A 23,279-nucleotide genomic window follows, 5' to 3' on the forward strand; every position below is an offset into this window, starting at 1 on the left:
AACCCCTAGTCGAAGCGGAAAGAGAGAATGGTGATGTCGTCGCGCTGCGGGCGCTCGCCCTGGTACTGGGCGAGGGTAGCGGCGAACGCGTCGGCCTGCTCGGCCAGTGGCCTGCGCGCGTGGTTGCGCAGCAGGTCGGCGAAGCGGCTGTTGCCGAAGCCGAAGCCGTGCTCGCCGCCAGCCTGGTCGAGGAAGCCGTCGGTGCACAAGTAATAGGTCCAGCCGGCTTCCATCGGGATTTCCACGTCCTGATAGTCGCCCTGGCGCTTGTCGCCGATGGCCCGGCGCGCGCCCTTGTATTCGCGCACCTCGGTGCCATCGCTGGCGAACAGGGAAATCTTCGCCCCGGAGAAGTGCAGCAGGTGGCTCTGGTGGTCGACGCGCACGAGCCCGGCATCCATGTTGGTGGCCAGCGAGTGGGCGAATTCTTCCTGGCTGAGCATGCCGCGCATCACGTGGTCGGTCTCGCGCAGGATGGCCGCCGGGTCGTGGCTCTTCACGCTGTCGATGGCGTGGTCGATGGCGGCCAGGGCGAGCATGGTCATCAGGGCGCCGGGCACGCCGTGGCCGGCGCAATCGACCACACCGATCAGGCTGTCGCCGGGGCCTTCGCGGTAGATGTAGAAGTCGCCGCCGACCACGTCGCGCGGTTTCCACAGGACGAAATGGTGCTCGCCCAGAGAGGCCTGCAGTTGGCGGTCCGGGAGGATGGCGCGCTGGATCAGGCTGGCGTAGTCGATGGAGTCGCCGATCTTTTTCTGCGCCGCGGCCATCTCGCGGTTGGCCGCTTCCAGTGCCTGGGTGCGCTGCTGGACCTTGTCTTCCAGCTCTTCGGTGTGGCGGCGCACCTGGTCGGCCATGCTGGCGAAGGCGCTGGACAACTCGCCGATCTCGTCCGGACGGGTGCGTGGCAGCGGGCTGTCGTACTGCCCCGCGGCAATCGCCTTGGCCGACTGCTTGAGGCCGCGCAGCGGGCGCAGCACCAGCAGGTCGACGGTGTAGGCGAAGCCGAGCAGGAGGATCGCCAGCAGGCCGGCGAGAGTGCCCGCCAGCGGCCAGATCCAGCGGCTGTCGAGGACCTGCGCGGCATGCAGGTCGATGGCGCTGAGCACATGCCAGCGCAGCTGCGGGATATAGGCGGTGGCGATCAGTTGCTCCTTGCCGTTGACGGTGCCCCACATGGTTTCCACTTCGCCGGGGTTGGCCTCGGCCTGGCGCAGGGTTTGGCGCAGGGCGGTGCGTTCCTGGTCATTGGCGAGCAGGTCGAATACGTGGTGCTGAGCCTGGCCGCTGGAACCGGAGGCATAGGCGATCAGCTTGGTGTCCGGGTGCGCCTGGATGGCGCCGTCCGGGTCGACGATCATCGGTATCACCCCGGCTTCCCGGCGCGAGATGAACTGGTCGAGGAATTCGGTGAGGTCCAGGCCGCCGCCGGCCAGGCCGACCTTCTCGTTGCCGGCGCGCACCACCATGTTGAACCAGACCTTGGTGACCTTCAGCTTGGCGTCGTAGTTGACGTTGATGTTGTAGGTCTCATCGCGGGCCAGGGTATCGAAGTACCAGCGATCCTGCGGGTCGGTGTCGCTCAGGGTGTAGCGCGGGGAATTGGAGAGTGGCGAGCTGGAGTCGTTGAAGTAGTAGTGGCGCGAGGAGTCCACCACGACGAAATAGGAATAGTTGCGCTGGTCCGCGCGATAGCCGTCGGCCTCGCGGAAGAACAGCGAGCGGCGCGCCGGATCGTTTTCATCGAGCAGCCAGTCCTGGGTCACCACGGACTCGGCAAGGCGCCGCGACAGCGCCAGCTCGCGGATCACCGGCGCGATGATCTTCTGCTGGTTGAGCAGCGTGAAGTTTCTCGCGAAGGCGAGGCCGAAATGCGTGCGGATGTCCTCCATGGCCTTCCAGCCCAGCATGACTGCCGGTACCAGTGCCAGGAGACAGGCGATGAGCAATGCCACCACCGATTTGCCGCGCAACCCCCATCTTGCCGCCATGGCTATTCCAATTCCCCTCGTCGCCCGCCGTGTGCCGGTCTTTTGGCGAAAGCAATTGTGCATTTTGTATACGGGCACAATCAAACCAAATTGATATCGAATCGCCATATTTTTGGCGCCACTCGATTGGCCTGAGTCTAGACACTGTGTGAAAAGTCGCTCCAGCAAAGAGGATGATTCACGCATAACTAGACGCGGTTCCCACTTCCGCTTTGCCGCGCCTGCTGCAGCAGCGAGGCGGCAATGCGTTCCAGCGGCAGGACTTCCTTGGCCGCGCCCAACTCCACCGCTTCCCGCGGCATGCCGTAGACGACGCAGGTGGCCTCGTCCTGGGCGACGGTATGGCCGCCGGCCTGACGAATCGCCTGCAACCCCCGGGCCCCATCCTTGCCCATGCCGGTCAGCAGGGCGGCGATCAGGTTGCGCCCGGCGCAGCGGGCGAGGGAGTTGAACATCACGTCCACCGCCGGACGATGGCCGTTCACCGGCGGCTCGTGCTGCAGGCGCACGACGTAGTTGGCACCGCTGCGCTGCACCTCCATGTGGAAGTCGCCGGGGGCGACCAGCACATGGCCGGGGAGGATGCGGTCGCCATCACGGGCTTCGCGCACCGACAGACGGGTCTGTCGGTCCAGGCGTTCGGCGTACGACTTGGTGAAGCCCGGCGGCATGTGCAGCGTCACCACCGTGCCGGGGCTGTCCGGCGGCAGGCCCAGCAAGACTTCCTTGATCGCCTCGGTGCCGCCGGTGGAGGCGCCGATGGCGAAGATTTTCTCGGTACTCAGCAGTGGCGCGCTGCTCGTTGCCGGTGCGCTGGCCGAGGCGCTGGGGCGAGCGCGAGGCAGGCGGGCGCGGGCGGCGGTCTTGAGCTTGGCGCAGATTTCCTCGGCATAGGCCTGCATGCCGTCGGCGATGCCCAGGCGCGGCTTGGCGATGAAGTCGATGGCACCCAGTTCCAGCGCGCGCAGGGTGGCCTCGGAGCCCTTTTCTGTCAGCGAGGAGATCATCAGTACCGGCGTGGGCCGGCCTTTCATCAACTTGTCGAGGAAGGTCAGGCCGTCCATGCGCGGCATCTCGACATCGAGGGTGATGACATCCGGCTCGTGCTGCTTGATCAGGTCGCGGGCGACGAAGGCGTCGGGCGCGGCGCCTACCAATTGCAGTTCCGGGTCGCCCTGGATGATGTCCTTGAGCAGACTGCGTATGAGCGCCGAGTCGTCGACGATCAGTACCTTGACCGACATCGCGCGTACCTCCTTCAGAACAGGTCGATGCTCCCACCGCGTACGCGGTGGGACAGTTGCTGGCGGTACAGCTGTTCGCGCTGCAGCACCGTGTCGTTGGCCAGCGCGCGCAACTTGCGCACCAGCACCCGGCCGCTGCCGGGGAAGAAATAGACCTTGCGCGGGTGCACGTCGAGCAGGTCCTGGGCTGCCAGGGGAATGCCCTCGTTGTCGAGGTACTCCAGGACGAACTCCACGTTGCGCTTGCCCACGTCGGCGCTGAGGTTCTTCAGCACCGAGCCGCCGCCGAAAATCTTGGCTTCGAAGTGCCGGCGCTGTCCGCCGCAGCGCATCAGGCCGTTGATCAACAGGTCCATGGCGTGCACGCCATAGCGCCCGGAATTGGACAGCAGGCCCGGCATACCCGTATCGCCGGGCAGCATGAAGTGGTTCATGCCGCCCAGGCCGCTACTGCGATCGCGCAGGCACACCGAGACGCAGGAGCCGAGCACGGTGACCAGCATCAGTGGCTCGGCGGTGACGTAGCACTCGCCGGGCAGCAGCTTCACGGCTTCCATGCCGAAACGCGGGTCGTAGTAGCGGTTGTGGTCCAGGGCTGCACCCATCAGTGGCTCCCCACCGCCTGGTAGGTCGTGCGGCCCACCGAGCGCACCAGGTGGCTGGCGTGGACGAAGTTCTCCGAGTGCCCGGCGAAGAACAGCCCGCCGGGCCGCAGCAGGCGCACCATGCGTTCGAGCAGACGGGTCTGGGTCGACTTGTCGAAATAGATCATCACGTTGCGGCAGAAGATCGCGTCGAGCCCGCCGGCGATGCCCCAGTCCTTGTCCAGCAGATTGATCTGCCGGTAGTCGATCATCTGCCGCAGCTCCTGGACCACCCGCGCCTTGCCGGCGTTGGCTCCAGTGCCGCGCAGGAAGAAGCGCCGCCTCTGCGCCGGGCTCAGGGTTTCGATGCGCTCCAGCGGGTAGATGCCGTGGCGCGCGCACTGCAATACGCCGGTATCGATGTCCGAGGCGATGAGCTCGATGGGCGGGGTGAAGCTGCCCAGCGCATCGACCAACGTCATGGCCATGGAGTAGGGCTCCTCGCCGGTGCTGGACGCGGTGGACCAGAAACGCAGCGGCCGGTGGTCGCGCAGCTGCTCGGTGGCGAAGCGGCCCAGGTGTTCGAAGTGGTGCTTCTCGCGGAAGAAGGCGGTGAGGTTGGTGGTTAGCGCGTTGACGAACTGCTGCCACTCTTCCTCGTGGCTTTCGAGGTAGGCGAAGTACTCGGCGAAGCTGCCCAGCCGCAGGCTGCGCAGGCGCCGCGAGAGGCGGCTGTAGACCAGTTGCTGCTTGTTCTCCGAGAGGCTGATGCCGGCGTGCTGGTACAAGCGCTCACGCACCTGCTGGAAGTCCCGGCGGGTGTAGTGGAATTCGTGCTCGGGGGCGGGCAGGTGGATGGGCATTGGTTGGTCTCAGCGGTGAGCGGATTGCGTAGGGCGCATGACCCGGAACGGGTTATCCGCCGCGATGGCGGATAACGCCTGTGGCGTTATGCGCCCTACTTCATTCGTCTGATCGGGATAGTTCTGCGCTGGGCGCTGCCCTCACCCCAGCCCTCTCCCAGGGGGAGAGGGGGCCGTTCGGTGTGTCCGGGTGGCGCGGTACTTCCAGTCATGCCGATCAGTCCCCTCTCCCTCCGGAGCGGGGCGCGCAGCCAGGGGTAGGGTGAGGGGCTCTTGGCGCCTACATCAGCCGTCATCGCCTGACCATCCCTGGTCCGCCCGCAGCAGCCGACCCTCCCATTGCTCCGGCCGCCGCCATCCCTCAGCCCCGCCCGATCAGAACTCTTCCCAGTCGTCCTCCTTGCCCTTGGCGCGCACCGCCTTGGCCACGCCGCGGGCGGCGCGGGAGGCATGGGCGACCGGCTCGGCGCGTGCCGGACGGGCCGACGCCAGCGGCACCACGGTGGCCGCGATGGATTCGAGCTTGAACACCGCGACCTGCTGGTTGAGGTTGCCGGCCTGCTCCTGCAAGGCCTCGGCCGAGGCGGCGGCTTCTTCCACCAGCGCGGCGTTCTGCTGGGTCATCTCGTCCATCTGCGACACGGCGCCATTCACTTCCTCGATGCCGCTGCTCTGCTCGGCGCTCGCGGCGGCGATCTCGGCCATGATGTCGGTGACGCGCTTGATCGCGACCACGATGTCGCTCATGGTCTGGCCGGCCTGGGCGACCAGGGTGTTGCCGCTCTCGACCTTGTCCACCGAGTCGTTGATCAGCGTCTTGATCTCCTTGGCGGCGGCAGCGGAGCGCTGCGCCAGGGTGCGTACTTCACCGGCCACCACGGCGAAGCCGCGACCCTGCTCGCCGGCGCGCGCCGCTTCCACCGCGGCGTTGAGCGCGAGGATGTTGGTCTGGAAGGCGATGCCGTCGATCACCCCGATGATGTCGGCGATCTTGCGCGCCGAGTCGTTGATCGCGGACATGGTGCCCACCACCTTCTGCACCACGCTGCCGCCCTCGGTGGCGACTTCCGAGGCGTTCACCGCCAGCGAGTTGGCCTGGCGGGCGTTCTCGGCGTTGAGCTTCACGGTGCTGGTCAGCTCTTCCATGCTCGAGGCGGTTTCTTCCAGGCTCGACGCCTGCTGCTCGGTGCGGGTGGAGAGTTCGGCGTTGCCGCTGGCGATCTCGCTGGCAGCGGTGTGGATGGTGTCGGCCGCTTCGCGGATCTGCCCAAGCATGCGCGACAGGCTCTGCGCGGTCTCGTTGGCGTAGTCCTTCAGCTCGCCGAAGGTGCCCTGGTAGTCGGCGTCGATACGCTGGGTCAGGTCGCCCTGGGCCAGGGCGCCGAGTACGCGGGTGACGTCGCGCAGACCCTTGTCGGCGGTGTCCACCAGGTTGTTCAGGCCAGTGGCGATCTTGAGGAAGAAGCCTTCTTTGTTGTCCGCTTCGATGCGTTTGGTGAAGTCGCCGGCCACGGCCGCTTCCACCAGTTGCGAGACTTCCTGCTCGGCGCGGAATTCCTCGGTGCGATCGGTCCACTGCACCGCCGAACCCAGGCGCTCGCCGGCGTCGTTGAACACCGGTACCACGTCCAGGGCGAAGCGGCGGCCACCCAGGTTCAGCTCGGCTTTGTGCCGCGCGGTGAGGTGCGCGAGCATGCCGCGCTGGTGCGCCGGGTTCTTGTGGAACATGTCGATGTTGGCGCCCATCAGGCGGCTGGCGTTGAAGTTCGGCAGCTGCTTGCGGATGTCCGATTCGGCGTTGCCGAGCATCTCGGTGACGGTGCGGTTCATGTAGATGATGTCGAGATCGTTGTTGGCGATCATCACGTTGGCCGAGACGTTATCCAGCGCACTCTTGATCCGCGCGTTGTACTCGGCGGCATCGGCGCTGGCCTTGAGGCTGTTGCGCACGCCGTCGATGGCTTCGGTGATCATGGCCTTCTTGCCCGGCAGGCGGTCCATTTCCACCGAGTAATCACCCTTGCCGTAGGCGGTGACGGTGGCAACAACCTTCATCTTCACCGCGATGTGCGCGGCGACCAGGTCGTTGATGCCTTTGGCGATGCGCGCCGGGCGGCCGGCGAACTTGTCCACCGGGATCACCTCGTCGATCCAGCCCAGCTCGTGCTGGCGCGTCATCTCGATCAGCCCGGCTTCCAGGGCTTCGGCCTGGGCCAGTTCCGTGCGCTGCTCGCGCAGGCTGCGCTGGACGTTGCGCAGCCCGTCGTACAGGCGCTCGTAACCGGGCGCGGGGGCTTCGCCGATGGCGACGTCGAGGTTGCCGTCCACCAGGCTGTGGAGGATGGCGGTGATGCGGTCGGCGCGTTGCTGCGCCACGGCGTGTGCGTTGAACAGGCCCATTGTGGTTATCCTCGGCTAATTCTTCTGGTCGTGTCGCAATCAGGCGGCGGTTTCATCGACCAGCGCCATTTCGCGACTGGTCATGAGTTTTTCGATGTCCACCAGGATCAGCATTCGCTCTCCACAGGTGGCCAGGCCCAGCAGGTACTCGGTGTCGAAACTGGCGGCGAATTCCGGGCGCGGCTTGATCTCCTCGCCGGCCAGGGCAATCACGTCGGAGACCGAATCCACCACCGCGCCGACGATGCGCCGGCCGACGTTGAGGATGATCACCACGGTGAACTGGTCGTAGCTGATGTCGGCCAGGTTGAACTTGATGCGCAGGTCGACGATGGGAACGATCGCCCCGCGCAGGTTGATCACGCCCTTGATGAAGGCGGGGGCGTTGGCGATCGCCGTGACCTGGTCGTAACCACGGATTTCCTGCACGCGCAGGATGTCGATGGCGTATTCCTCGCGGCCCAGGGTGAAGGTCAGGTACTCCTGCACCGGGCTGCTCGCCGCGCTGGCTTCAGCTGCGCTCATGGGTGGACTCTCCTTGTGCCGCCAGGCGCGGCAATGCATCGACATCGAGGATCAGGGCGACGCTGCCGTCGCCCATGATGGTGGCGCCGGCGATCCCGTCGATCCGGCGGAAATTCTGTTCCAGGCTCTTGATCACCACCTGCTGCTGGCCGACCAGTTCGTCCACCTGCAGGGCGAAGCTCTTGCCCTCGGATTCGAGGATCACCACGATCCCCTGTTCCGGCGGCAACGGCTGGGCATCGATGTGCAGCAGCTGGTTCAGCGAGAACAGCGGCAGGTATTCGCCGCGCACGCGGATCACCGTCGACTCCTCGCCGGCCAGGCCGCGCACGTCGTCGGCGCGGGCCTGCAGCGACTCGACGATGTAGGTCAGCGGCACCACGTAGTTGACCTTCTCCACGGCGACGATCAGGCCGTCGAGGATGGCCAGGGTCAGCGGCAGGCGAATGCTCATGCGGGTGCCCATGCCCGGCGCCGAATCGATGTCGATGCGCCCGCCCATGGCCTGGATGTTGCGCCGCACCACGTCCATGCCGACGCCACGGCCGGAGAGTTCGGTGACTGCCTCGGCGGTGGAGAACCCTGGCATGAAGATCAGTTGCCAGACTTCCGCGTCGGTCATCGCGTCATGCACCGGCAGGCCCTTCTCGCGGGCCTTGGCGAGGATGCGCTCGCGGGACAGGCCACGGCCGTCATCGGAGATTTCCACCACCACGCTGCCACCCTGGTGGCTGGCGGCGAGCTTTACCGAACCCTGTGCCGGCTTGCCGGCCGCCAGGCGTTCGGCGGGCGTTTCTATGCCGTGGTCGATGCTGTTGCGGACGATGTGGGTGAGCGGGTCGCTGAGCTTTTCGATGACGCTCTTGTCCAGCTCGGTGTGCTCGCCCTGGAGGATCAGTTCGACCTGCTTGCCCAGGCGCGCGGAGGTGTCGTGCACCAGGCGCGGGAAGCGGCTGAAGATGAAGCTGATCGGCAGCATGCGGATCGACATCACCGATTCCTGCAGGTCGCGGGTGTTGTGCTCGAGCTGCGCCAGGGCCTGCTGCAGGCGCTCGAAGTGCGCGGGATCGAGGTCCTCGCTGAGCTGGCTGAGCATGGCCTGGGTGATCACCAGCTCGCCGACCAGGTTGATCAGGCTGTCGATCTTCTCGACGCTGACGCGGATGGAGCTGGATTCGCTGTCGGCGCGCGGTGCGGCGGCTGCCTTCGCCACGGTCGGCGCGGCTTTCGGCGCTTCGCTGACGGCGACCTGAGCGGCGGCGGCAGGTGCGCCGGGTGCCTTGTCGAAGATGCCGTAGGGCTCGACCGGCTTGGCGTCCGGTGCGCCGGGCGCGTCGTCGAAGAAACCGAAATCGTCGCCCGCGCTGGCGCTGGTTTCGCTGGCGGCGGGCATGCCGGGAGCATCGTCGAAGAAGCCAAAATCATCGTCGCTGCTTGCGCTCGCTTCGGCCGGAGCGGGAGCGCCAGCGAGCAGGCCGGCGCCGTCATCGGCGGCAGCCGCGATTGGCTCCGCCAGCCAGGCGCGCAGGCGCTCAACAGTGGCGGCGACCGGCACGTCCGGATCGGGCACCTGGCTGCGGTGCGCATCGAGCAGGCGTTGCAGGACGTCGCGGGCTTCGAGGAACACGCCGATCATGTCCACGTGCAGGGCGGTCTGCCCGCAGCGGATGCGGTCGAGCAGCGTCTCCAGCTCGTGGGTCACGGCGGTCAGGTCGTCGAAGCCGAACATGCCGCTGGAGCCCTTGATCGAGTGGGCGGCGCGGAAGATGCCATTGAGCGTCTCGGCATCCGGCTGATCGAGGTTGAGCCCGATCAGCAGGAGTTCGAGGGTCGCCAGGTGTTCGTCGGTTTCCTCGAAGAAGACCTGGAGGAATTGCTCCATACCGGTAGCCATTCAGGATTCCCCTAGGGCAGGACCTTGCGGGTCACTTCCAGCAGTTTCGGCGGGTCGAACGGCTTCACCAGCCAGCCGGTGGCGCCCGCGCTCTTGCCCTGCTGCTTCATCGCGTCGCTGGATTCGGTGGTGAGCATCAGGATCGGCGTGCTGCGGTAGCCGGCCATGTCGCGCAGGCTGCGGATCAGCGACAGGCCGTCCATGTTCGGCATGTTCTGGTCGGTGAAGACCAGGTTGTAGGTCTTGCGCTGGGCCTTGCCCAGGCCGTCCTTGCCGTCCACGGCCTCGTCCACCTCGTAGCCGGCGGACTTGAGCGTGAAGCTCAGCATCTGCCGGATCGAGGCCGAGTCATCGACGATCAGAATCTGCTTTCCCATTGCGTTGGTTCTCCTCGGATTGCAATGCGTTTGCTGGTTGCCAGGCACGCGCTAACTCGCGCCATCCCGGCGCGCGGAAATGGTGTGGGGGTCTCAGCCGATCAGGGCGAGGTTGGCCAGGTATTCGAAGATGGACTGCAACATGTCGGTGGCTCCTGGGGCTTCAGAACAGTTCCACTTCGCCAGCGCTGAGGCTGGTCTGGGCGACCGGGTTGCTCAGCGGGCGGCCGAGCTCGGCGACTTCGCCGCGCAGGCGTTCGCCCCATTCGCGGGGCTCGCGGCCATCCAGTGCGCCGAGGCCGACAGCCAGCGCACCGAGGCGGGCGCTGTGCTTGCCGATCTGGCCGAGCAACTGGCTGCTCATGTCCTGGAACTGCAGGGCGGTGACCGCGGCATTGACGCCGTCGCCCACTTCCAGGGAGATGCGGTCCAGCTCCTGCACCACCTTCACGGTGTGCTGGTTCATGGCGTCGAGGTCGTCGAGCATGTGCTGGATCTTCTGCCGTGAATCCAGGGCGAAGGTCATGTCCTTGTCGGCCAACTGGCTGATGGCGCCTTCGGCGTCCTTGATCTCGTGGTAGACCACGTCGACGTGTTCGCGAATGGCCTGGGAGAAGTGCGTGGAGCGAGTCGACAGCGCGCGCACCTCGTCAGCCACCACGGCGAATCCGCGGCCGCTCTCGCCGGCGCGGGCGGCTTCGATGGCGGCGTTGAGGGCCAGCAGGTTGGTCTGCTTGGCGATGGCGTCCATGTCCTGGGTGGACTGCAGGATCTCGGCGATCTTGTGGGTCACGCGGTCCATGCGCTCGACCAGCTGCTGCGAGGTGCGGCTGGTTTCCAGGGTGGCTTCGACGAACAGCCCGAGGGTTTCCTGGGTGGCGTGGATGAAGCGCTGGAAGTCGATGTCGCCGTCCATGTGGCCGCGACCGTCGTAACGCTCGATCAGCGAGTGCGACAGGCCGCGCTGGGTGTCGATGCGATCGACGAGGGCGTGGAAGCTGTCGGTCAGTTGGCGGATTGCCTGGTGCAGGATGTTGTCGATCTGGTGGCTATGGCCGTTGAGCGAGGCCAGGTGGCCTTCCACGGCTTCCTGCAGGGGGCGCCACTGCGGCAGTTCCTCGGCGCTCAGGGTAGTGGCCTGGGGATCGGCTGCCCTGGTTGCGGCAGCGCAGAGCAGGCTGCTCAGCACCAGGCTGGAGATCCAGCCTACCGGCAGCACCCACCAGAACGGCACGCCGACGGCGCACAGGCCCGCGACCACCACCCAGGGCAGGGACTGGATGACGAGGCGCCGTGGCCAACCCTGGCCGGCTTCTTGAACCGCCAGAGGGTTCAACTGTGATTCGCGCATTGAAGTGCACTCCATTGCCGGGCGCCGGTAACCGGGCCAAACGGCTGCTGACAACGTCTTGAGCAGGAATTCGGCCTGGCGATTTAAAACTAGAGTGCCAATGGGTGATGTCAAACTGACGGCATATTCCCGTCGCGAGGGATAGACCCTTGATCTAGAGGGGTTTTCAGTGAATGACCGCTTATCGCGGCTGTTTGGATGGCGACGGGCGGTAGTACGCAGCCCTTGTGCGGCGCGGGCTGTAGCGATTTTTTGATGGCAAAACGTGCCCGCGGGAATGGCATCCGGAGCCACGTGATGGTCTTCGATTAGGAAGCTTGTCGGCAGGCTGGGTAGCGCGGATTACAGGCGGGCAGATATTCGCTCGGGGCTTGCCCTCACCCCAGCCCTCTCCCATAGGGAGAGGGGGCAGATTGTGCCGGCTGACGCTGGAGGTTCTCCCTGCACCGAACGGTCCCCTCTCCCTATGGGAGAGGGTTAGGGTGAGGGGCTCCGCTCGTATGGGCGCGGAGGGTGTTTACAGCGTACCGAGCAGCTTGCGCGCCGCCTGGGTGTGGTCGGCGATCAGCCGCTTGAGGTCGAGGCCTTCGACTTCGCCGTCGACCACACGCCAGCTGCCGCCGATCATGATCCGGTCGGCCTTGTCCGCACCGCACAGCAGCAGCGCGGAGAGCGGATCGTGGCTGCCGGAGAAGCGCAGTTCGTCGAGCTTGAACAGCGCAACGTCCGCCTGCTTGCCCACGGCCAGCTCGCCGATGTCGCTGCGGCCGATGAGTTTCGCCGAGCCTTTGGTCGCCCAGCCCAGCGCGCGCTCCGGGGTGATCTGCTCGGCGCCGTAGCGCAGACGCTGGATATACAGGGCCTGACGGGCTTCGAGGATCATGTTGGAGGCGTCGTTGGAGGCCGAGCCGTCCACGCCGATGCCCACCGGGGCGCCAGCGGCTTCCAGCGCCACGGTCGGGCAGATGCCCGAGGCCAGGCGCATGTTCGAGCTGGGACAATGGCAGACGCCGGTGCCGGCGGCGCCCAGGCGCTGGATTTCCTCATCGTTGAAGTGAATGCCGTGGGCCAGCCAGGTGCGCGGGCCGAGCCAGCCGACGCTGTCCAGGTAATCCACGGTGCGCTGGCCGAAGCGTTGTAGGCAGAAGTCTTCTTCATCGAGGGTTTCGGCGAGGTGGGTGTGCAGGCGCACGTCTTCGCGTTCGGCCAGTTCGGCGCTGGCGCGCATGATTTCCGGGGTGACCGAGAACGGCGAGCAGGGCGCCAGGGCGATCTGCACCTGGGCGCCTTCGCCACGCTGGTGGTACTCGCGGATCAGGCGCTGGCTGTCGTCGAGAATGGCTTCGGCGCTCTGCACGGTCTGTTGCGGCGGCAGGCCACCGTCGGCCTCGCCCAGGCTCATGGAGCCACGGGTGAGCATGGCGCGCATGCCCAGTTCCTGGACCACGCCGGCCTGCACGTCGATGGCCTGCTCAAGGCCGTCGGGGAACAGGTAGTGGTGGTCGGCGGCGGTGGTGCAGCCGGACAGCAGCAGCTCGGCCAGGGCGACCTTGGTGGCCACACCCAGTTGCTCGGGGGTCAGGCGCGCCCACACCGGGTAGAGGGTCTTCAGCCAGGGGAACAACGGCTGGTTCACCACCGGCGCCCAGGCGCGGGTGAGGGTCTGGTAGAAGTGGTGGTGGGTGTTGATCAGGCCGGGGGTCAGCACGTGCTGGCTGGCGTCGAAGGTTTGCTGGACGGGAGCCGAGGGCTGCTGGCCGGCAGCGACCAGTTCGACGATGCGGCCATCCTGGACGACGATGCCGCCACGGGCGTCGAGGTCGTTAGCGGTGAAGATGGCCAGCGGGTTGCGCAGCCAGAGACGCGGGGAGGACATGGGTGAATTCTCCAAACGGACGGAGCCGTTCGTTCGAGCCGGCTCCATGGGTTCATGGGAAGCCAGCTCAGTGTTCACCCTGTCTGCTGATCCAGGTTCGCTGACTCTGGAGTCAGGCGTGGGCGCATGGTAACGCCCACGGCGCGACTCGTCACCAGTCGATCGTCGTCCCCTGGTAGTCCAGGTAGAACTGCCCGCCCCGTCCGGCGTGGCCTTCGACCTGGTCGGCGAGGCCCTTCACGCTGGTCTGCACGTCCAGCGGCGCGGATTCGCCGCCCATGTCGGTGCGCACCCAGCCCGGATGCAGGTTGAGCACGGTGATGCCGGTTTCGCCCAGCTCGGCGACGAAGCTGCGGGTCAGCGAGTTGAGCGCCGCCTTGCTCGCGCGATACAGCGCCATGCCGCCGGATACGTTGCCGGCGACGCTGCCCAGTTCGGACGTCATGAAGGCCAGCACGCCGTTGTCGCCGTCCAGGCGCGGCAGCAGGCGTTCGGCCAGGCGCAGCGGGGCGATGGCGTTGACCATGAACAACTGGCCGACGTCAGCGAGATTGGCGTCGATGGCCGACTGGTGCGGCGGGCCGTAGATGCCGGCGTTGATGTAGATGAGATCGAAGCGTGTGCCGGCCAGGGCTTCGGCGAGGCGATCCTGGGAATGCACGTCGTCCAGCAGCAGCGACTCGACACGCACCGGCAGCGCGGCCAGCTCGCCGGGCTGGGCGGCGTCGCGCACGGTGGCGGTGACGTCCCAGCCGCGGTCCAGCAGTTCGCGCACCAGGCCCAGGCCGAGGCCGCGCGAGGCGCCGATGATCAGGGCGGATTTCGGGGTGGTCATGGCAGGCTCCTGTGGCGAGGGAAAGTGCCCAGCATACGCCGGCGCGATTCAATCTTCCGTGCGCAGACGGTCCAGGCGCAGGCGCTCACGGGGATCGCTGAGTCGCCACAACGACAGGTAGACGGCCCCCAGGGCGGCCAGGAAGCCGGCGGCGGCGAGGAGAAACATCAGCAGGATCTGGTAGCGCGCCGCGTCCAGCGGGTCCATGCCGGCGAGAATCTGGCCGGTCATGATGCCGGGTAGGGTGATGATGCCGGCCGCCGCCATCTGGTTCAGCGTCGGAATGAGACCAGTGTAGAGCGCCCGGCGGATCAGGCCGCTGAACGCCGTGTGGCGGTCGGCGCCCAGGGCCAGGCGTGCCTCGATGGCGGCGCGCTCGCGGGTGACGCCGGTGAATACCTGGTTGAGCGCGAGGCTCGCGGCGTTCATGGCGGTGCCAAGGATGATGCCCACCAGCGGGATGGCGTGCCGCGCGTCGTACCACGGCGTGGGGCGCAAGCTGCCAGCCAAGGCGAACAGAGCGATGCCCAGGGTGGCGATACCGACACTGCCGCCGCCGATACCCAGGTGCCAGAAGCCGGTGAGACGCCGACGTTGCCGCGAGCCAACTTCGAAGGTGGCCGCGAGAAGCATCACCGCGACGACCAGCGAGGTCAGCCACAGCGAAGACAAGGCGAACACCTGACGCAGGAACAGCCCGACCAGCAGCAGTTGCACGACCAGGCGTACCGCGGAGACCAGAAGGGTCCGCTGCAAGCCCAGGCGCAGCGCCCAGGAGAGTGCCGCCGCCGCGACGATCAGCAGGGCTGCCAGGGCCAGTTCCGGCACGCTCAGTTGCAGGGGTGTCATGGGTGTCCCTCCGAAAGGCCGTCGCGGTCCAGGTGCAACTGCCGCTCGCCGAGCCGGCCCGCCTGCTCGGGATCGTGCGTGACCACCAGCAGGCCCGCGCCCTGCGCCTTGATCTCCAGCAGCAGCTGTTCGACGCGCTCACGACTGGCCGGGTCCAGCGCCGCCGTCGGCTCGTCGAGCAGGAGGAAATGCGGCTGCTGCACCAGTGCGCGTACCAGGGCCAGGCGCTGCCGCTCGCCTGTCGACAGTTGCGTCACCTGGGCCGCGAGCAGCGCCGGGTCGAGGTTCACGTGCGGCAACAGGCGGCGCGCCGCATCGAGATCGGCGAAATGCGCGGCGACGTCGTCTTCCCACCAGCCGGACTCGGCCGGCACGTAGGTCACCCAGCGCCGCCAGACATGGGCCGGCTGGCTCTCGCGGCTCATTCCGCCCAGGCTGACGGCGCCCTGGTTCGGATCGAGGTCGGCGATCATTCGCAGCAGCAGGCTCTTGCCGATCCCGGAGGGGCCGCTGAGCACCGTGCAACGACCGGGTTCCAGATCGAGATCGAATGGCCCGCTGAGGGCACCGCGCAAGCCGCGAACACGCAGCGTGCCGGCCGGGAAGGGGGAAAGGCTCATGGGATGCATACGCTGGTTGGACGCTGCCGAGAATAGCGCAGAGCGTATGGCGGGAGGCGTGTGTCCCGCATGAAAGACAAGGCCCGGCAGAAATGCCGGGCCTTGTGGATAAAACGCCCCGAAGAGTGTGCGCCGGGGCCTGGGCAAGATGCCCAATCAGTCGGTAGTGATCTTCGAGTGCTTCTGGGTGTCCTTCATGGTCACGTAGACCAGCAGCGAGCAGGCGATGCACGCGGTGACGTACCAGTAGAAGCCGCTCTCCATGCCGATGCTCTTGAACCACAGCGCCACGTACTCGGCGGTGCCGCCGAAGATCGACACGGTCAGCGCGTACGGCAGGCCCACGCCCAGGGCGCGGATTTCGGTGGGGAACAATTCGGCCTTCACCACTGCGTTGATCGAGGTGTAGCCGCTGACGATGACCAGCGCGGCCATGATCAGGAAGAACGCGCCCCACCAGGTGTCGATGGTGTGCAGGGTGCTGAGGATCGGGTAGGTGAAGACGGTGCCCAGTACGCCGAATGCGATCAGGATCGGACGGCGACCAATCTTGTCCGACAGCGCGCCGACGATGGGCTGCAGCAGCATGAACAGGAACAGCGTGGCCGCCGAGATCATGGTGGAGTCGTTCTTGCTCATCCCCACCGTGTTCACCAGGTACTTCTGCATGTAGGTGGTGTAGGTGTAGAAGGCCAGGGTACCGCCCATGGTCAGGCCGACCACGGTCAGCACTTCCTTGGGATGGCGCATCAGCGAGCGCATCAGGCTTTCCTTGGGCTCTTCCTTCTTGGTGCTGAAGGACTCGGTCTCTTCCATGCCGCGACGCAGGAACATGGCGACGACCGCGCACAGCGCGCCGATAAAGAACGGAATGCGCCAGCCCCAGCTTTCCAGTTGCTCGACGCTCAGGGTCTGCTGCAGGACGATCAGCACCGCCAGCGCGATGAGCTGGCCGGAGATCAGGGTCACGTACTGGAAGCTGGAGAAGAAGCCGCGCTGTTCCTTGTTGGCCATCTCGCTGAGGTAGGTGGCGGAGGTGCCGTATTCGCCGCCGACCGACAGGCCCTGCAGCAGGCGCGCGAACACCAGCAGGACCGGCGCACCGAAGCCGATGGTCTCGTAGCTGGGAGTGAGGGCGATGATCAGCGAGCCGAAGCACATCAGCAGGACCGAGGCCAGCAGCGCGGCTTTTCGACCCTTGCGGTCGGCGTAGATGCCCATCAGCCAGCCGCCGATCGGGCGCATCAGGAAGCCCACGGCGAAGATCGCGGCGGTGTTCAGCAACTGGGCAGTCATATCGCCCTGGGGGAAGAACGCCTTGGCGAAGTACAGCGAGAAGGCGGCGTAGACGTACCAGTCGTACCACTCGACCAGGTTGCCGACCGAGCCACTGAAGATCGACTTGATGCGCTGGGAAGTCGTACGGGGTGCGGCAGAATCTGAGACGGCGCTTGCGCTATCCATGGGTATTCCTCTTTGTCGTTGTTGTCGTCAGGCGTGCGGACTGCTGGTAACGGCACGCCGGCGCACCGCGAGGGCGGCGCAGTGTGCAGGGCGATAGCAGGCAGCGTGCCAAGGCGCGAAAGCCGCGTGGCACAAGGGGTCAGGGGATTTTCAGGGGGACGGCGGCAGGCGAAGCGGCGCCGATTGGCGAGGATGTTGAGCGGAAATCCGCCGATGTGTGGGACGCCTGTAGAAAGGCGCTTCAGCGTGGATTCGGTGGGGGATTCAGCCAATCGCGGACGGAGTCCGCTCCTACGCGAGGTCAGGCTTCGGGTAGGAGCGGACTCCGTCCGCGATTGCTATCAGCCGGCACAGACCCTACCGCTGGCGGAACAAATCCCCCGGGGTGAACCCGAACAACCCCTTGAACGAGGCGATATACGCCGAGGTGGAGTCGTAGCCGCAATCCAGCGCCGCGGCGGTGACGCTATCGCCGGCCTCCAGCGACCCCAGGGACGCGAGCAGGCGCTGGCGCTGGCGCCAGAGGCGGAAGGTCATGCCGGTCTCGCGTTGGAACAGGCGCGAGAGAGTCTTTTCCGAGGTGCCGATGCGTTGCGCCCAGTCGGCCAGGGTGTGGCTGTCGGTAGGCTCATCGATCAGCGTCTGGCACAGCTGCAGCAGGCGGCCCTCCTGCGGCATCGGCAATGAGAAGGCGACCTCCGGCAGTAGGCGCAACTGGTCCAGCAACACGCCCACCAGCCGCGACTCGGCGCTGTCGTCCTGGGGATAGTCCACCGGCAGCTCGCAGAAGCTCTTGATCAGCTCGCGGGCCAGCGGCGTCACCTCCAGCACCCGGCACCGATCCGGTGCCCAGCGACAGGCGTCGTCGCGGATGTACAGGCTGCGCATTTCCGCCTGGGTCGAGGTCACCACTTCGTGATCGAGGAAGGCCGGAATCCAGATGGCCCGCTGCGGCGGGGCGAAGAAACTGCCTTCGGCCGTATGCACGCCGAGCACGCCGGTGATCGCGTAGGAAAGCTGCACCCAGGCATGGTGGTGCCGGCTGGTCCAGGAGCCGGCGCGCAGGCGCTCCGCACGGGCGTAGACCGGCCGTGGCAGGCGCTCGAGCACCGGGATCAGGCGTTGCAGTTCGGGGGCTTGTCCTTTCATCGGTATCGCTTGGCTGAATATCGCTGACTGGCAAAGTCTGGCAGGACGGCGGGAGCCCCACAACCCGCGGGTTGCGCGGTGACCGCCCGGCGGCCCGAGGCACTCTGACAGGTGTGGGGAAGGCCCTTGTCTGGCATTATCCGCGCCCGGAAAAACGCGCGGTGTGTTCCGAAAGGCGATGGGTAGATTTCCCACAGGCTGGTTGTATACACAATTTGTATTGATTCGATTCAACACAGATTCATCATGTATCCAATCTTTTTCTCGGTGATCTCCATTCCTGTGCCATCCGAGTCGGTCCTGCCCCAAATTCAGGCGAACTTGTCCTGTGGGTCAGGAAATTCCCGCTCCGCATACCCGCGTAATCCCTGCCAAAGGACGAATCCCTAGGGATTCGACATAAAAGTGGAACATTTGGTCAGGATTGGCGCCAATCTTGCTTTTCCTCGCCAGGCCTGACCGACCGGACAGGTTCCACTCACAATTACAAACGCAACACGACTGCACTGATTAGGAGCAACGCATGACTCGCACTCTCGCATCCCTGCTGCTCGCCGGCGGGCTGCTCGCGGCCGGGCAGGCCATGGCTGGCGGTGAAGACCTGGAGCCGGCCAAGGCCGTCAACGATGGTCCGCTGATCTGGCACAACGAAAGCCTGTCCTACCTGTGGGGCAAGAACTTCAAGGTCGACCCGCCGATCCAGCAGACCTTCACCTTCGAGAGCGCGAGCGCCTGGACCTGGGGCGACATCTGGTTCTTCGTCGACCAGATCAACTACAACGGCAAGGAAAGCGCCACCAACGGCAAGAACACCTACTACGGTGAGTTCAGCCCGCGCCTGTCGTTCGGCAAGATCACCGGCACCGACCTGTCCTTCGGCCCGGTCAAGGACGTGCTGCTGGCCACCACCTACGAATTCGGCGAAGGCGACGTCGAGTCCTACCTGGTCGGTCCGGGCTTCGACCTGGCGCTGCCGGGCTTCGACTACTTCCAGCTGAACTTCTACTACCGCAAGCCCGACGGCAACCGCGTACCGTCCGGCGCCTGGCAGATCACCCCGGCCTGGGCCATCACCATCCCGGTGGGCAACTCCGACATCCTCTTCGACGGCTTCATGGACTGGGTCGTGAACAACAAGGACGCCAGCTCCAGCCAGCGCAACCAGTCGGACTACCACGCCAACCTGCACTTCAACCCGCAGCTGAAGTACGACCTGGGCAAGTCCCTGGGTTACGAGGCGAAGCACCTGTACGTGGGTATCGAGTACGACTACTGGTCCGACAAGTACGGCATCAAGGATTCGCAGTACTTCACCACCGACCAGAACACCATCAGCGCCCTGGTCAAGTACCACTTCTGATGGCTCGCAGGGTCCCGCCGCATGGCGGGGCCCGTGCGCTCCTGCGTCGCGCTAGCGGCGTGATCGAAGTTTTCTCCGACATCGGGCTTGAATCGCCCGCCCCGGCTGGGTTATCCATGCTGCGCACCCCGCTGACGCATGGACATGCCGCATGACCCTCCAGGTACCCGCCCATACCGCGCCCAACGCTGAAAAGCCCGCCGGCCGCATTCGCCAGAAGAACGAGGAAGCCATCCTCGCCGCCGCCGAGGAGGAATTCGCCCGCCACGGTTTCAAGGGCACCAGCATGAACACCATCGCCCAGCGCGTCGGCCTGCCCAAGGCCAACCTGCACTACTACTTCAGCAACAAGCTGGGGCTGTACGTGGCGGTGCTGAGCAACATCCTCGAGTTGTGGGACAGCACCTTCAACCACCTCACCGTGGATGACGACCCGGCCGCCGCGCTGGCGACCTACATCCGCGCCAAGATGGAGTTCTCCCGCCGCTATCCGCAGGCCTCGCGGGTGTTCGCCATGGAAATCATCAGCGGCGGCGAATGCCTCTCCGAACACTTCAGCCAGGACTACCGCACCTGGTTCGCCGGCCGCGCCGCCGTGTTCCAGGCCTGGATCGACGCCGGCAAGATGGACGCCGTGGACCCGGTGAACCTGATCTTCCTGATCTGGAGCAGCACCCAGCACTACGCCGACTTCGCCACCCAGATCGGCTTCGTCACCGGCCGCAAGCGCATGTCCAAGCAGGACTTCAGCGATGCCAGCGACCACCTCATCCGCATCATCCTCAAGGGTTGCGGGCTGACGCCGCCGGCGACGGCATGAGTTTCACCCTCGCCGCGCCCGCCGTTTACCAGGAAGACATCCGCAAGAGCCGCTTCCACTGTGCCGCCGCACCCATTGCCAGCGAGGCGGAGGCCATGGCCTTCCTCGCCGCGCATCGCGATGCCGGCGCCGGGCACAACTGCTGGGCGTGGAAGCTCGGCAACCAGTACCGCTTCAGCGACGACGGCGAGCCCGGTGGCACGGCGGGTCGGCCCATGCTGGTGGCCATCGAAGGCCAGGACATGGACCGCGTCGTGGTGCTGGTCAGCCGCTGGTTTGGCGGCATCAAGCTCGGCACCGGCGGCCTGGCCCGCGCCTATGGCGGTTGCGCAGCCAAGTGCCTGCAGGACGCCGAGCGCATCGAGCTGGTGCCGACCAGCCGGCTGGCCTTCGCCTGCAGCTTCGCCGAGCACGCGCTGTTCAAGGCGCGGGTGCTGGCGCTCGGTGCGTCGATCGAAGATGAGGCCTTTGGCGCCGACGGCGTTCGCGTGACGCTCAACCTGCCCACATCCCTTGTGGACGCCTTGCAACGCCAGCTCAACGACCTCAGTCGCGGGCGCATCCAGGCGCAAGCGCTGGACGCCTGATCCTTCTCCCCAATTGCCGTGGAGCCGCCTGTGGATAACCTGTGGCCTGACGGCGCTCGCCCTGATCGTCCGTGGCTCCCCGGGAGCCGATCACTTTTTGATCATTTCGCTTCAGGACTGTTGATCGATTTCTGAACAAGCTGTGGAAAACGTGTGGATCGAATGCCTGGGCGATAGCTCGGGTTTCGTGTCCTGACCGGTCGGTGAATTATTCACGGGATGGATGCAGGCCTCGAACCGCCTGGTATCGTGCTTTCCACTCGAACGTCGACAGCGGCTCGTCGCGCTGGGGGAAAGTCTCTGGACAATCTGTGGGCAAGTTGTGGGCAGATAACGGCGCGCAGGATGACAGGATGTTCGCTGATCGACCCGCAGGCCCCTCCAGCGAAGCGCCGGGGCGGTCTGCTAGAGGCGGAAAAGCTGTGGGTAACTGTGGGGAAAAGGCGCCGGCTTGAAGCCGGCGCCGGAGGGCGTCAGAGACGGAACTGCGCCATCTGCCGCGACAGGTCGTCGGCGAGGCTGCGCAGCTCGCGGCATTGTTCGCGACCGTGCTGCACCTCGTGGGCGGTGGCATGGGCCAGGTCCGCGATGCCCTGCACGTTGCGGTTGATCTCCTCGGTCACCGCCGACTGTTCCTCGGTGGCGGTGGCGACCTGATGGTTGATGTCGCTGATGCGCTCCACCTGATCGGCGATGGCGCCCAGGGAGGCCCCGGCCTGCTCGCTGGCGGCCAGGCTCTGGCCGGTGGCCTGCTGGCCCGACTGCATCGAGCGCACGGCGGCCTCGGCGCCGTCCTTCAGGCGCTGGATGATCGCGAGGATTTCGTCCGTGGAGCCCTGGGTACGGCTGGCGAGCGTGCGCACTTCGTCGGCCACCACCGCGAAGCCACGGCCCAGCTCGCCGGCCCGCGCCGCCTCGATGGCGGCATTCAGGGCAAGCAGGTTGGTCTGCTCGGAAACGCCACGGATCACCGCCAGCACCTGGTCGATGCTCGCCACCTGGCCGGCCAGTTCGCCCACGGCGCTGGCCGCCTCACCGATCTCGCCGGACATGCGCTGGCCGACCTGTAGCGAGCCGCCGACCACGCGGCGCGCTTCGCCGGCCTCTTCCCGCGCCTGCTGCGAGGCGCTGGCGGCCTGCTCGGCATTGCGGGCGATCTCCTGCACGGTGCTGCCCATCTCGTTCACCGCCGTGGCGACCATGTCGGTCATCTCCTGCTGGCGGCCGGCGCGCTCGGCGGTGTTATCCACCACCCGCGCCACCTCGCCCACCGTGCGCAGCAATTGCTGGCTGGTGGCGAGTACCGCGCCGATCAAGGCGCGCTGGCCTTCGAGGAAGCGATTGAAGCCGCGCGCCAGGTCGCCCAGCTCGTCGGCGCGGCTGTCGTCGAGGCGGCGGGTGAGATCGCCGCCGCCGCCACCGATCTCCAGCAGTGCGCCGGTGACCTGGCGGATCGGCCGGGCCAGGCTGCGCGCCATCAGCACCACGAGGCCGAGGCAGAGCAGCGCGACAATGGTGCCGGCGAGGCCGGAAAACACCAGCGCCTCGCGGGCATCGGCGTAGATCTCCGCCTTGGGCACCTCGCTGACCAGGGTCCAGCCCAGGTCGTGCAGCGGCAGGCTGGCGGCGAGGAAATCCTTGCCGTCGCGCTCGAAGGGGGCGCTCTGGAAGTTCGACTTGCCCAGTAGCGCGGAGGCTGCCGAGGCGCCGACCAGATCGGCCAGCGAACGCTCCTTGGTCACCGCCGGATCGGGATGGATCTGCACCTGCCCATCGTTCTTCACCAGGTAGACCCGGCCGGACTGGCCGAAGCGGAAGTCGCGGATCAGCGCCGACAGCTCGCGCATGTTCAGGCCCAGGCCGGCGACACCGAGCAGCTTGCCGTTCTGTTCCACGCGCTGGTCGATGAACAGCGCCAGTTCGCCGGTGCCCACGTCGGTGTCGATGTTCCAGATGCGCGGCTTGCCGCTGTCGATGAACTGGAAGAACCAGGCATCCTGCGGATTGCTGCGGCTGAGCGTGCGCTCCTTGCCCTTGTCGCTGTAGTAGCCGCCGCTGGCGCTCGAAGCGATCAGCGCGGCGAAGGCGTTCTGCGAGTTGCGCACGCCGGTCAGGTAATGGGTGAAGTCGCCGAGCCGCGCGGGGTCTTCGCCGGCGGCCAGCCAGTCCTGCACCAGCGTGTTGTTGGCGATGCCGGAGGCGGCGGTGATGGGGCCGGTGAGGCGGCGCTCGAAATCGTTGGCGATGGCCTGGATGCTGGCTGGCAGGGCCTGTTCGAGCAGGTAGCGCTCGCTGAGGCGATTGACCAGCACGGCATAGAGGCCGAGGACGATGAGAAGGCTGATCAGCAGGGCGGCTCCCATGCTGAGGATCAGTTGGGTCTGGATGCTACGCAGGCGCATTTTATTGTTTTCCTCGGAACGCTCGGCGAGTCCATTCGCGGGTGGTTGGCGAACGAAATAAGGCGGGGCCAGAAGCGTATCGGCG

General features: G+C 66.2%; 19 protein-coding genes. 3 read left to right on the plus strand and 16 right to left on the minus strand.

Annotated features, from left to right (window positions below):
• Window positions 1-5: 5 nt before the first annotated feature.
• The 15 genes from siaA to JVX91_RS06095 form a co-directional block, all read right to left on the minus strand.
• Window positions 6-1,994 carry a biofilm regulation protein phosphatase SiaA gene (gene siaA, locus JVX91_RS06025; RefSeq protein ID WP_205338442.1) on the minus strand — a complete coding sequence of 663 codons (1,989 nt, stop codon included), beginning with the start codon at window positions 1,992-1,994 and terminating at the stop codon, window positions 6-8.
• A 188-nt stretch (window positions 1,995-2,182) separates the two neighbouring features.
• Complete coding sequence (locus JVX91_RS06030) at window positions 2,183-3,238, minus strand: chemotaxis response regulator protein-glutamate methylesterase (protein WP_205338443.1); 1,056 nt, start codon at window positions 3,236-3,238, stop codon at window positions 2,183-2,185.
• A 14-nt stretch (window positions 3,239-3,252) separates the two neighbouring features.
• Window positions 3,253-3,843: a chemoreceptor glutamine deamidase CheD gene (gene cheD, locus JVX91_RS06035; RefSeq protein ID WP_205338444.1), complete on the minus strand. Its 591-nt coding sequence runs from the start codon at window positions 3,841-3,843 to the stop codon at window positions 3,253-3,255.
• Window positions 3,843-4,685, minus strand: coding sequence for a CheR family methyltransferase (locus JVX91_RS06040; protein ID WP_205338445.1), 843 nt, complete (start codon window positions 4,683-4,685; stop codon window positions 3,843-3,845). Before JVX91_RS06040 ends, cheD begins: the two co-directional genes overlap by 1 nt.
• Window positions 4,686-5,060: 375 nt before the next feature.
• Window positions 5,061-7,085, minus strand: a complete 2,025-nt coding sequence (locus JVX91_RS06045; protein ID WP_205338446.1) for a methyl-accepting chemotaxis protein — start codon at window positions 7,083-7,085, stop codon at window positions 5,061-5,063.
• Between the two features lie 39 nt (window positions 7,086-7,124).
• Entirely contained in the window at window positions 7,125-7,610 is a 486-nt protein-coding gene (locus JVX91_RS06050) for a chemotaxis protein CheW (protein WP_205338447.1), read from the minus strand.
• Window positions 7,597-9,504, minus strand: coding sequence for a chemotaxis protein CheA (locus tag JVX91_RS06055; protein WP_205338448.1), 1,908 nt, complete (start codon window positions 9,502-9,504; stop codon window positions 7,597-7,599). Before JVX91_RS06055 ends, JVX91_RS06050 begins: the two co-directional genes overlap by 14 nt.
• 11 nt (window positions 9,505-9,515) lie before the next feature.
• On the minus strand, window positions 9,516-9,881 hold the full coding sequence (locus JVX91_RS06060; RefSeq protein ID WP_054910295.1) for a response regulator: 366 nt from the start codon (window positions 9,879-9,881) through the stop codon (window positions 9,516-9,518).
• A gap of 163 nt (window positions 9,882-10,044) precedes the next feature.
• Window positions 10,045-11,247: a methyl-accepting chemotaxis protein gene (locus JVX91_RS29180; RefSeq protein WP_345890282.1), complete on the minus strand. Its 1,203-nt coding sequence runs from the start codon at window positions 11,245-11,247 to the stop codon at window positions 10,045-10,047.
• Window positions 11,248-11,749: 502 nt separating this feature from the next.
• The gene (locus JVX91_RS06070) at window positions 11,750-13,108 is read right to left on the minus strand and encodes an 8-oxoguanine deaminase (protein WP_205338450.1); all 1,359 of its coding nucleotides are present in this window, start codon (window positions 13,106-13,108) and stop codon (window positions 11,750-11,752) included.
• A 151-nt stretch (window positions 13,109-13,259) separates the two neighbouring features.
• The gene (locus JVX91_RS06075) at window positions 13,260-13,943 is read right to left on the minus strand and encodes an SDR family oxidoreductase (RefSeq protein WP_205338451.1); all 684 of its coding nucleotides are present in this window, start codon (window positions 13,941-13,943) and stop codon (window positions 13,260-13,262) included.
• Between the two features lie 48 nt (window positions 13,944-13,991).
• The gene (gene fetB / locus JVX91_RS06080) at window positions 13,992-14,792 is read right to left on the minus strand and encodes an iron export ABC transporter permease subunit FetB (protein WP_205338452.1); all 801 of its coding nucleotides are present in this window, start codon (window positions 14,790-14,792) and stop codon (window positions 13,992-13,994) included.
• Complete coding sequence (locus JVX91_RS06085; protein WP_205338453.1) at window positions 14,789-15,412, minus strand: ABC transporter ATP-binding protein; 624 nt, start codon at window positions 15,410-15,412, stop codon at window positions 14,789-14,791. Before JVX91_RS06085 ends, fetB begins: the two co-directional genes overlap by 4 nt.
• A 156-nt stretch (window positions 15,413-15,568) precedes the next feature.
• Complete coding sequence (locus JVX91_RS06090; protein ID WP_205338454.1) at window positions 15,569-16,876, minus strand: MFS transporter; 1,308 nt, start codon at window positions 16,874-16,876, stop codon at window positions 15,569-15,571.
• 357 nt (window positions 16,877-17,233) lie between these two features.
• On the minus strand, window positions 17,234-18,031 hold the full coding sequence (locus JVX91_RS06095; RefSeq protein WP_205339945.1) for a helix-turn-helix transcriptional regulator: 798 nt from the start codon (window positions 18,029-18,031) through the stop codon (window positions 17,234-17,236).
• A gap of 517 nt (window positions 18,032-18,548) precedes the next feature.
• On the opposite strand from JVX91_RS06095, the gene JVX91_RS06100 reads away from it, so the two are divergent.
• The 3 genes from JVX91_RS06100 (at window position 18,549) to JVX91_RS06110 (ending at window position 20,792) form a co-directional block, all read left to right on the plus strand.
• Window positions 18,549-19,385 (plus strand): outer membrane protein OmpK, encoded by an 837-nt coding sequence (locus JVX91_RS06100; RefSeq protein WP_205338455.1) that lies wholly within the window; start codon window positions 18,549-18,551, stop codon window positions 19,383-19,385.
• 151 nt (window positions 19,386-19,536) lie between these two features.
• Window positions 19,537-20,205 carry a TetR/AcrR family transcriptional regulator gene (locus JVX91_RS06105; RefSeq protein WP_205338456.1) on the plus strand — a complete coding sequence of 223 codons (669 nt, stop codon included), beginning with the start codon at window positions 19,537-19,539 and terminating at the stop codon, window positions 20,203-20,205.
• Window positions 20,202-20,792 carry a YigZ family protein gene (locus JVX91_RS06110; RefSeq protein ID WP_205338457.1) on the plus strand — a complete coding sequence of 197 codons (591 nt, stop codon included), beginning with the start codon at window positions 20,202-20,204 and terminating at the stop codon, window positions 20,790-20,792. Before JVX91_RS06105 ends, JVX91_RS06110 begins: the two co-directional genes overlap by 4 nt.
• 473 nt (window positions 20,793-21,265) lie before the next feature.
• Here JVX91_RS06110 and JVX91_RS06115 read toward each other — a convergent pair whose 3' ends face one another.
• Entirely contained in the window at window positions 21,266-23,194 is a 1,929-nt protein-coding gene (locus JVX91_RS06115; RefSeq protein ID WP_205338458.1) for a methyl-accepting chemotaxis protein, read from the minus strand.
• Window positions 23,195-23,279: the final 85 nt, after the last annotated feature.

Origin of the sequence: Pseudomonas sp. PDNC002 (genome assembly GCF_016919445.1) — a bacterium.
Classification (GTDB): Bacteria; Pseudomonadota; Gammaproteobacteria; order Pseudomonadales; family Pseudomonadaceae; genus Pseudomonas.

Bases quoted from the DNA above. Each gene is read 5' to 3' on its own strand.
- siaA (WP_205338442.1), bottom strand. From the start codon at position 1,994: ATGGCGGCAAGATGGGGGTTGCGCGGCAAATCGGTGGTGGCATTGCTC.
- JVX91_RS06030 (WP_205338443.1), bottom strand. From the start codon at position 3,238: ATGTCGGTCAAGGTACTGATCGTCGACGACTCGGCGCTCATACGCAGT.
- cheD (WP_205338444.1), bottom strand. From the start codon at position 3,843: ATGGGTGCAGCCCTGGACCACAACCGCTACTACGACCCGCGTTTCGGC.
- JVX91_RS06040 (WP_205338445.1), bottom strand. From the start codon at position 4,685: ATGCCCATCCACCTGCCCGCCCCCGAGCACGAATTCCACTACACCCGC.
- JVX91_RS06045 (WP_205338446.1), bottom strand. From the start codon at position 7,085: ATGGGCCTGTTCAACGCACACGCCGTGGCGCAGCAACGCGCCGACCGC.
- JVX91_RS06050 (WP_205338447.1), bottom strand. From the start codon at position 7,610: ATGAGCGCAGCTGAAGCCAGCGCGGCGAGCAGCCCGGTGCAGGAGTAC.
- JVX91_RS06055 (WP_205338448.1), bottom strand. From the start codon at position 9,504: ATGGCTACCGGTATGGAGCAATTCCTCCAGGTCTTCTTCGAGGAAACC.
- JVX91_RS06060 (WP_054910295.1), bottom strand. From the start codon at position 9,881: ATGGGAAAGCAGATTCTGATCGTCGATGACTCGGCCTCGATCCGGCAG.
- JVX91_RS29180 (WP_345890282.1), bottom strand. From the start codon at position 11,247: ATGGAGTGCACTTCAATGCGCGAATCACAGTTGAACCCTCTGGCGGTT.
- JVX91_RS06070 (WP_205338450.1), bottom strand. From the start codon at position 13,108: ATGTCCTCCCCGCGTCTCTGGCTGCGCAACCCGCTGGCCATCTTCACC.
- JVX91_RS06075 (WP_205338451.1), bottom strand. From the start codon at position 13,943: ATGACCACCCCGAAATCCGCCCTGATCATCGGCGCCTCGCGCGGCCTC.
- fetB (WP_205338452.1), bottom strand. From the start codon at position 14,792: ATGACACCCCTGCAACTGAGCGTGCCGGAACTGGCCCTGGCAGCCCTG.
- JVX91_RS06085 (WP_205338453.1), bottom strand. From the start codon at position 15,412: ATGAGCCTTTCCCCCTTCCCGGCCGGCACGCTGCGTGTTCGCGGCTTG.
- JVX91_RS06090 (WP_205338454.1), bottom strand. From the start codon at position 16,876: ATGGATAGCGCAAGCGCCGTCTCAGATTCTGCCGCACCCCGTACGACT.
- JVX91_RS06100 (WP_205338455.1), top strand. From the start codon at position 18,549: ATGACTCGCACTCTCGCATCCCTGCTGCTCGCCGGCGGGCTGCTCGCG.
- JVX91_RS06105 (WP_205338456.1), top strand. From the start codon at position 19,537: ATGACCCTCCAGGTACCCGCCCATACCGCGCCCAACGCTGAAAAGCCC.
- JVX91_RS06110 (WP_205338457.1), top strand. From the start codon at position 20,202: ATGAGTTTCACCCTCGCCGCGCCCGCCGTTTACCAGGAAGACATCCGC.
- JVX91_RS06115 (WP_205338458.1), bottom strand. From the start codon at position 23,194: ATGCGCCTGCGTAGCATCCAGACCCAACTGATCCTCAGCATGGGAGCC.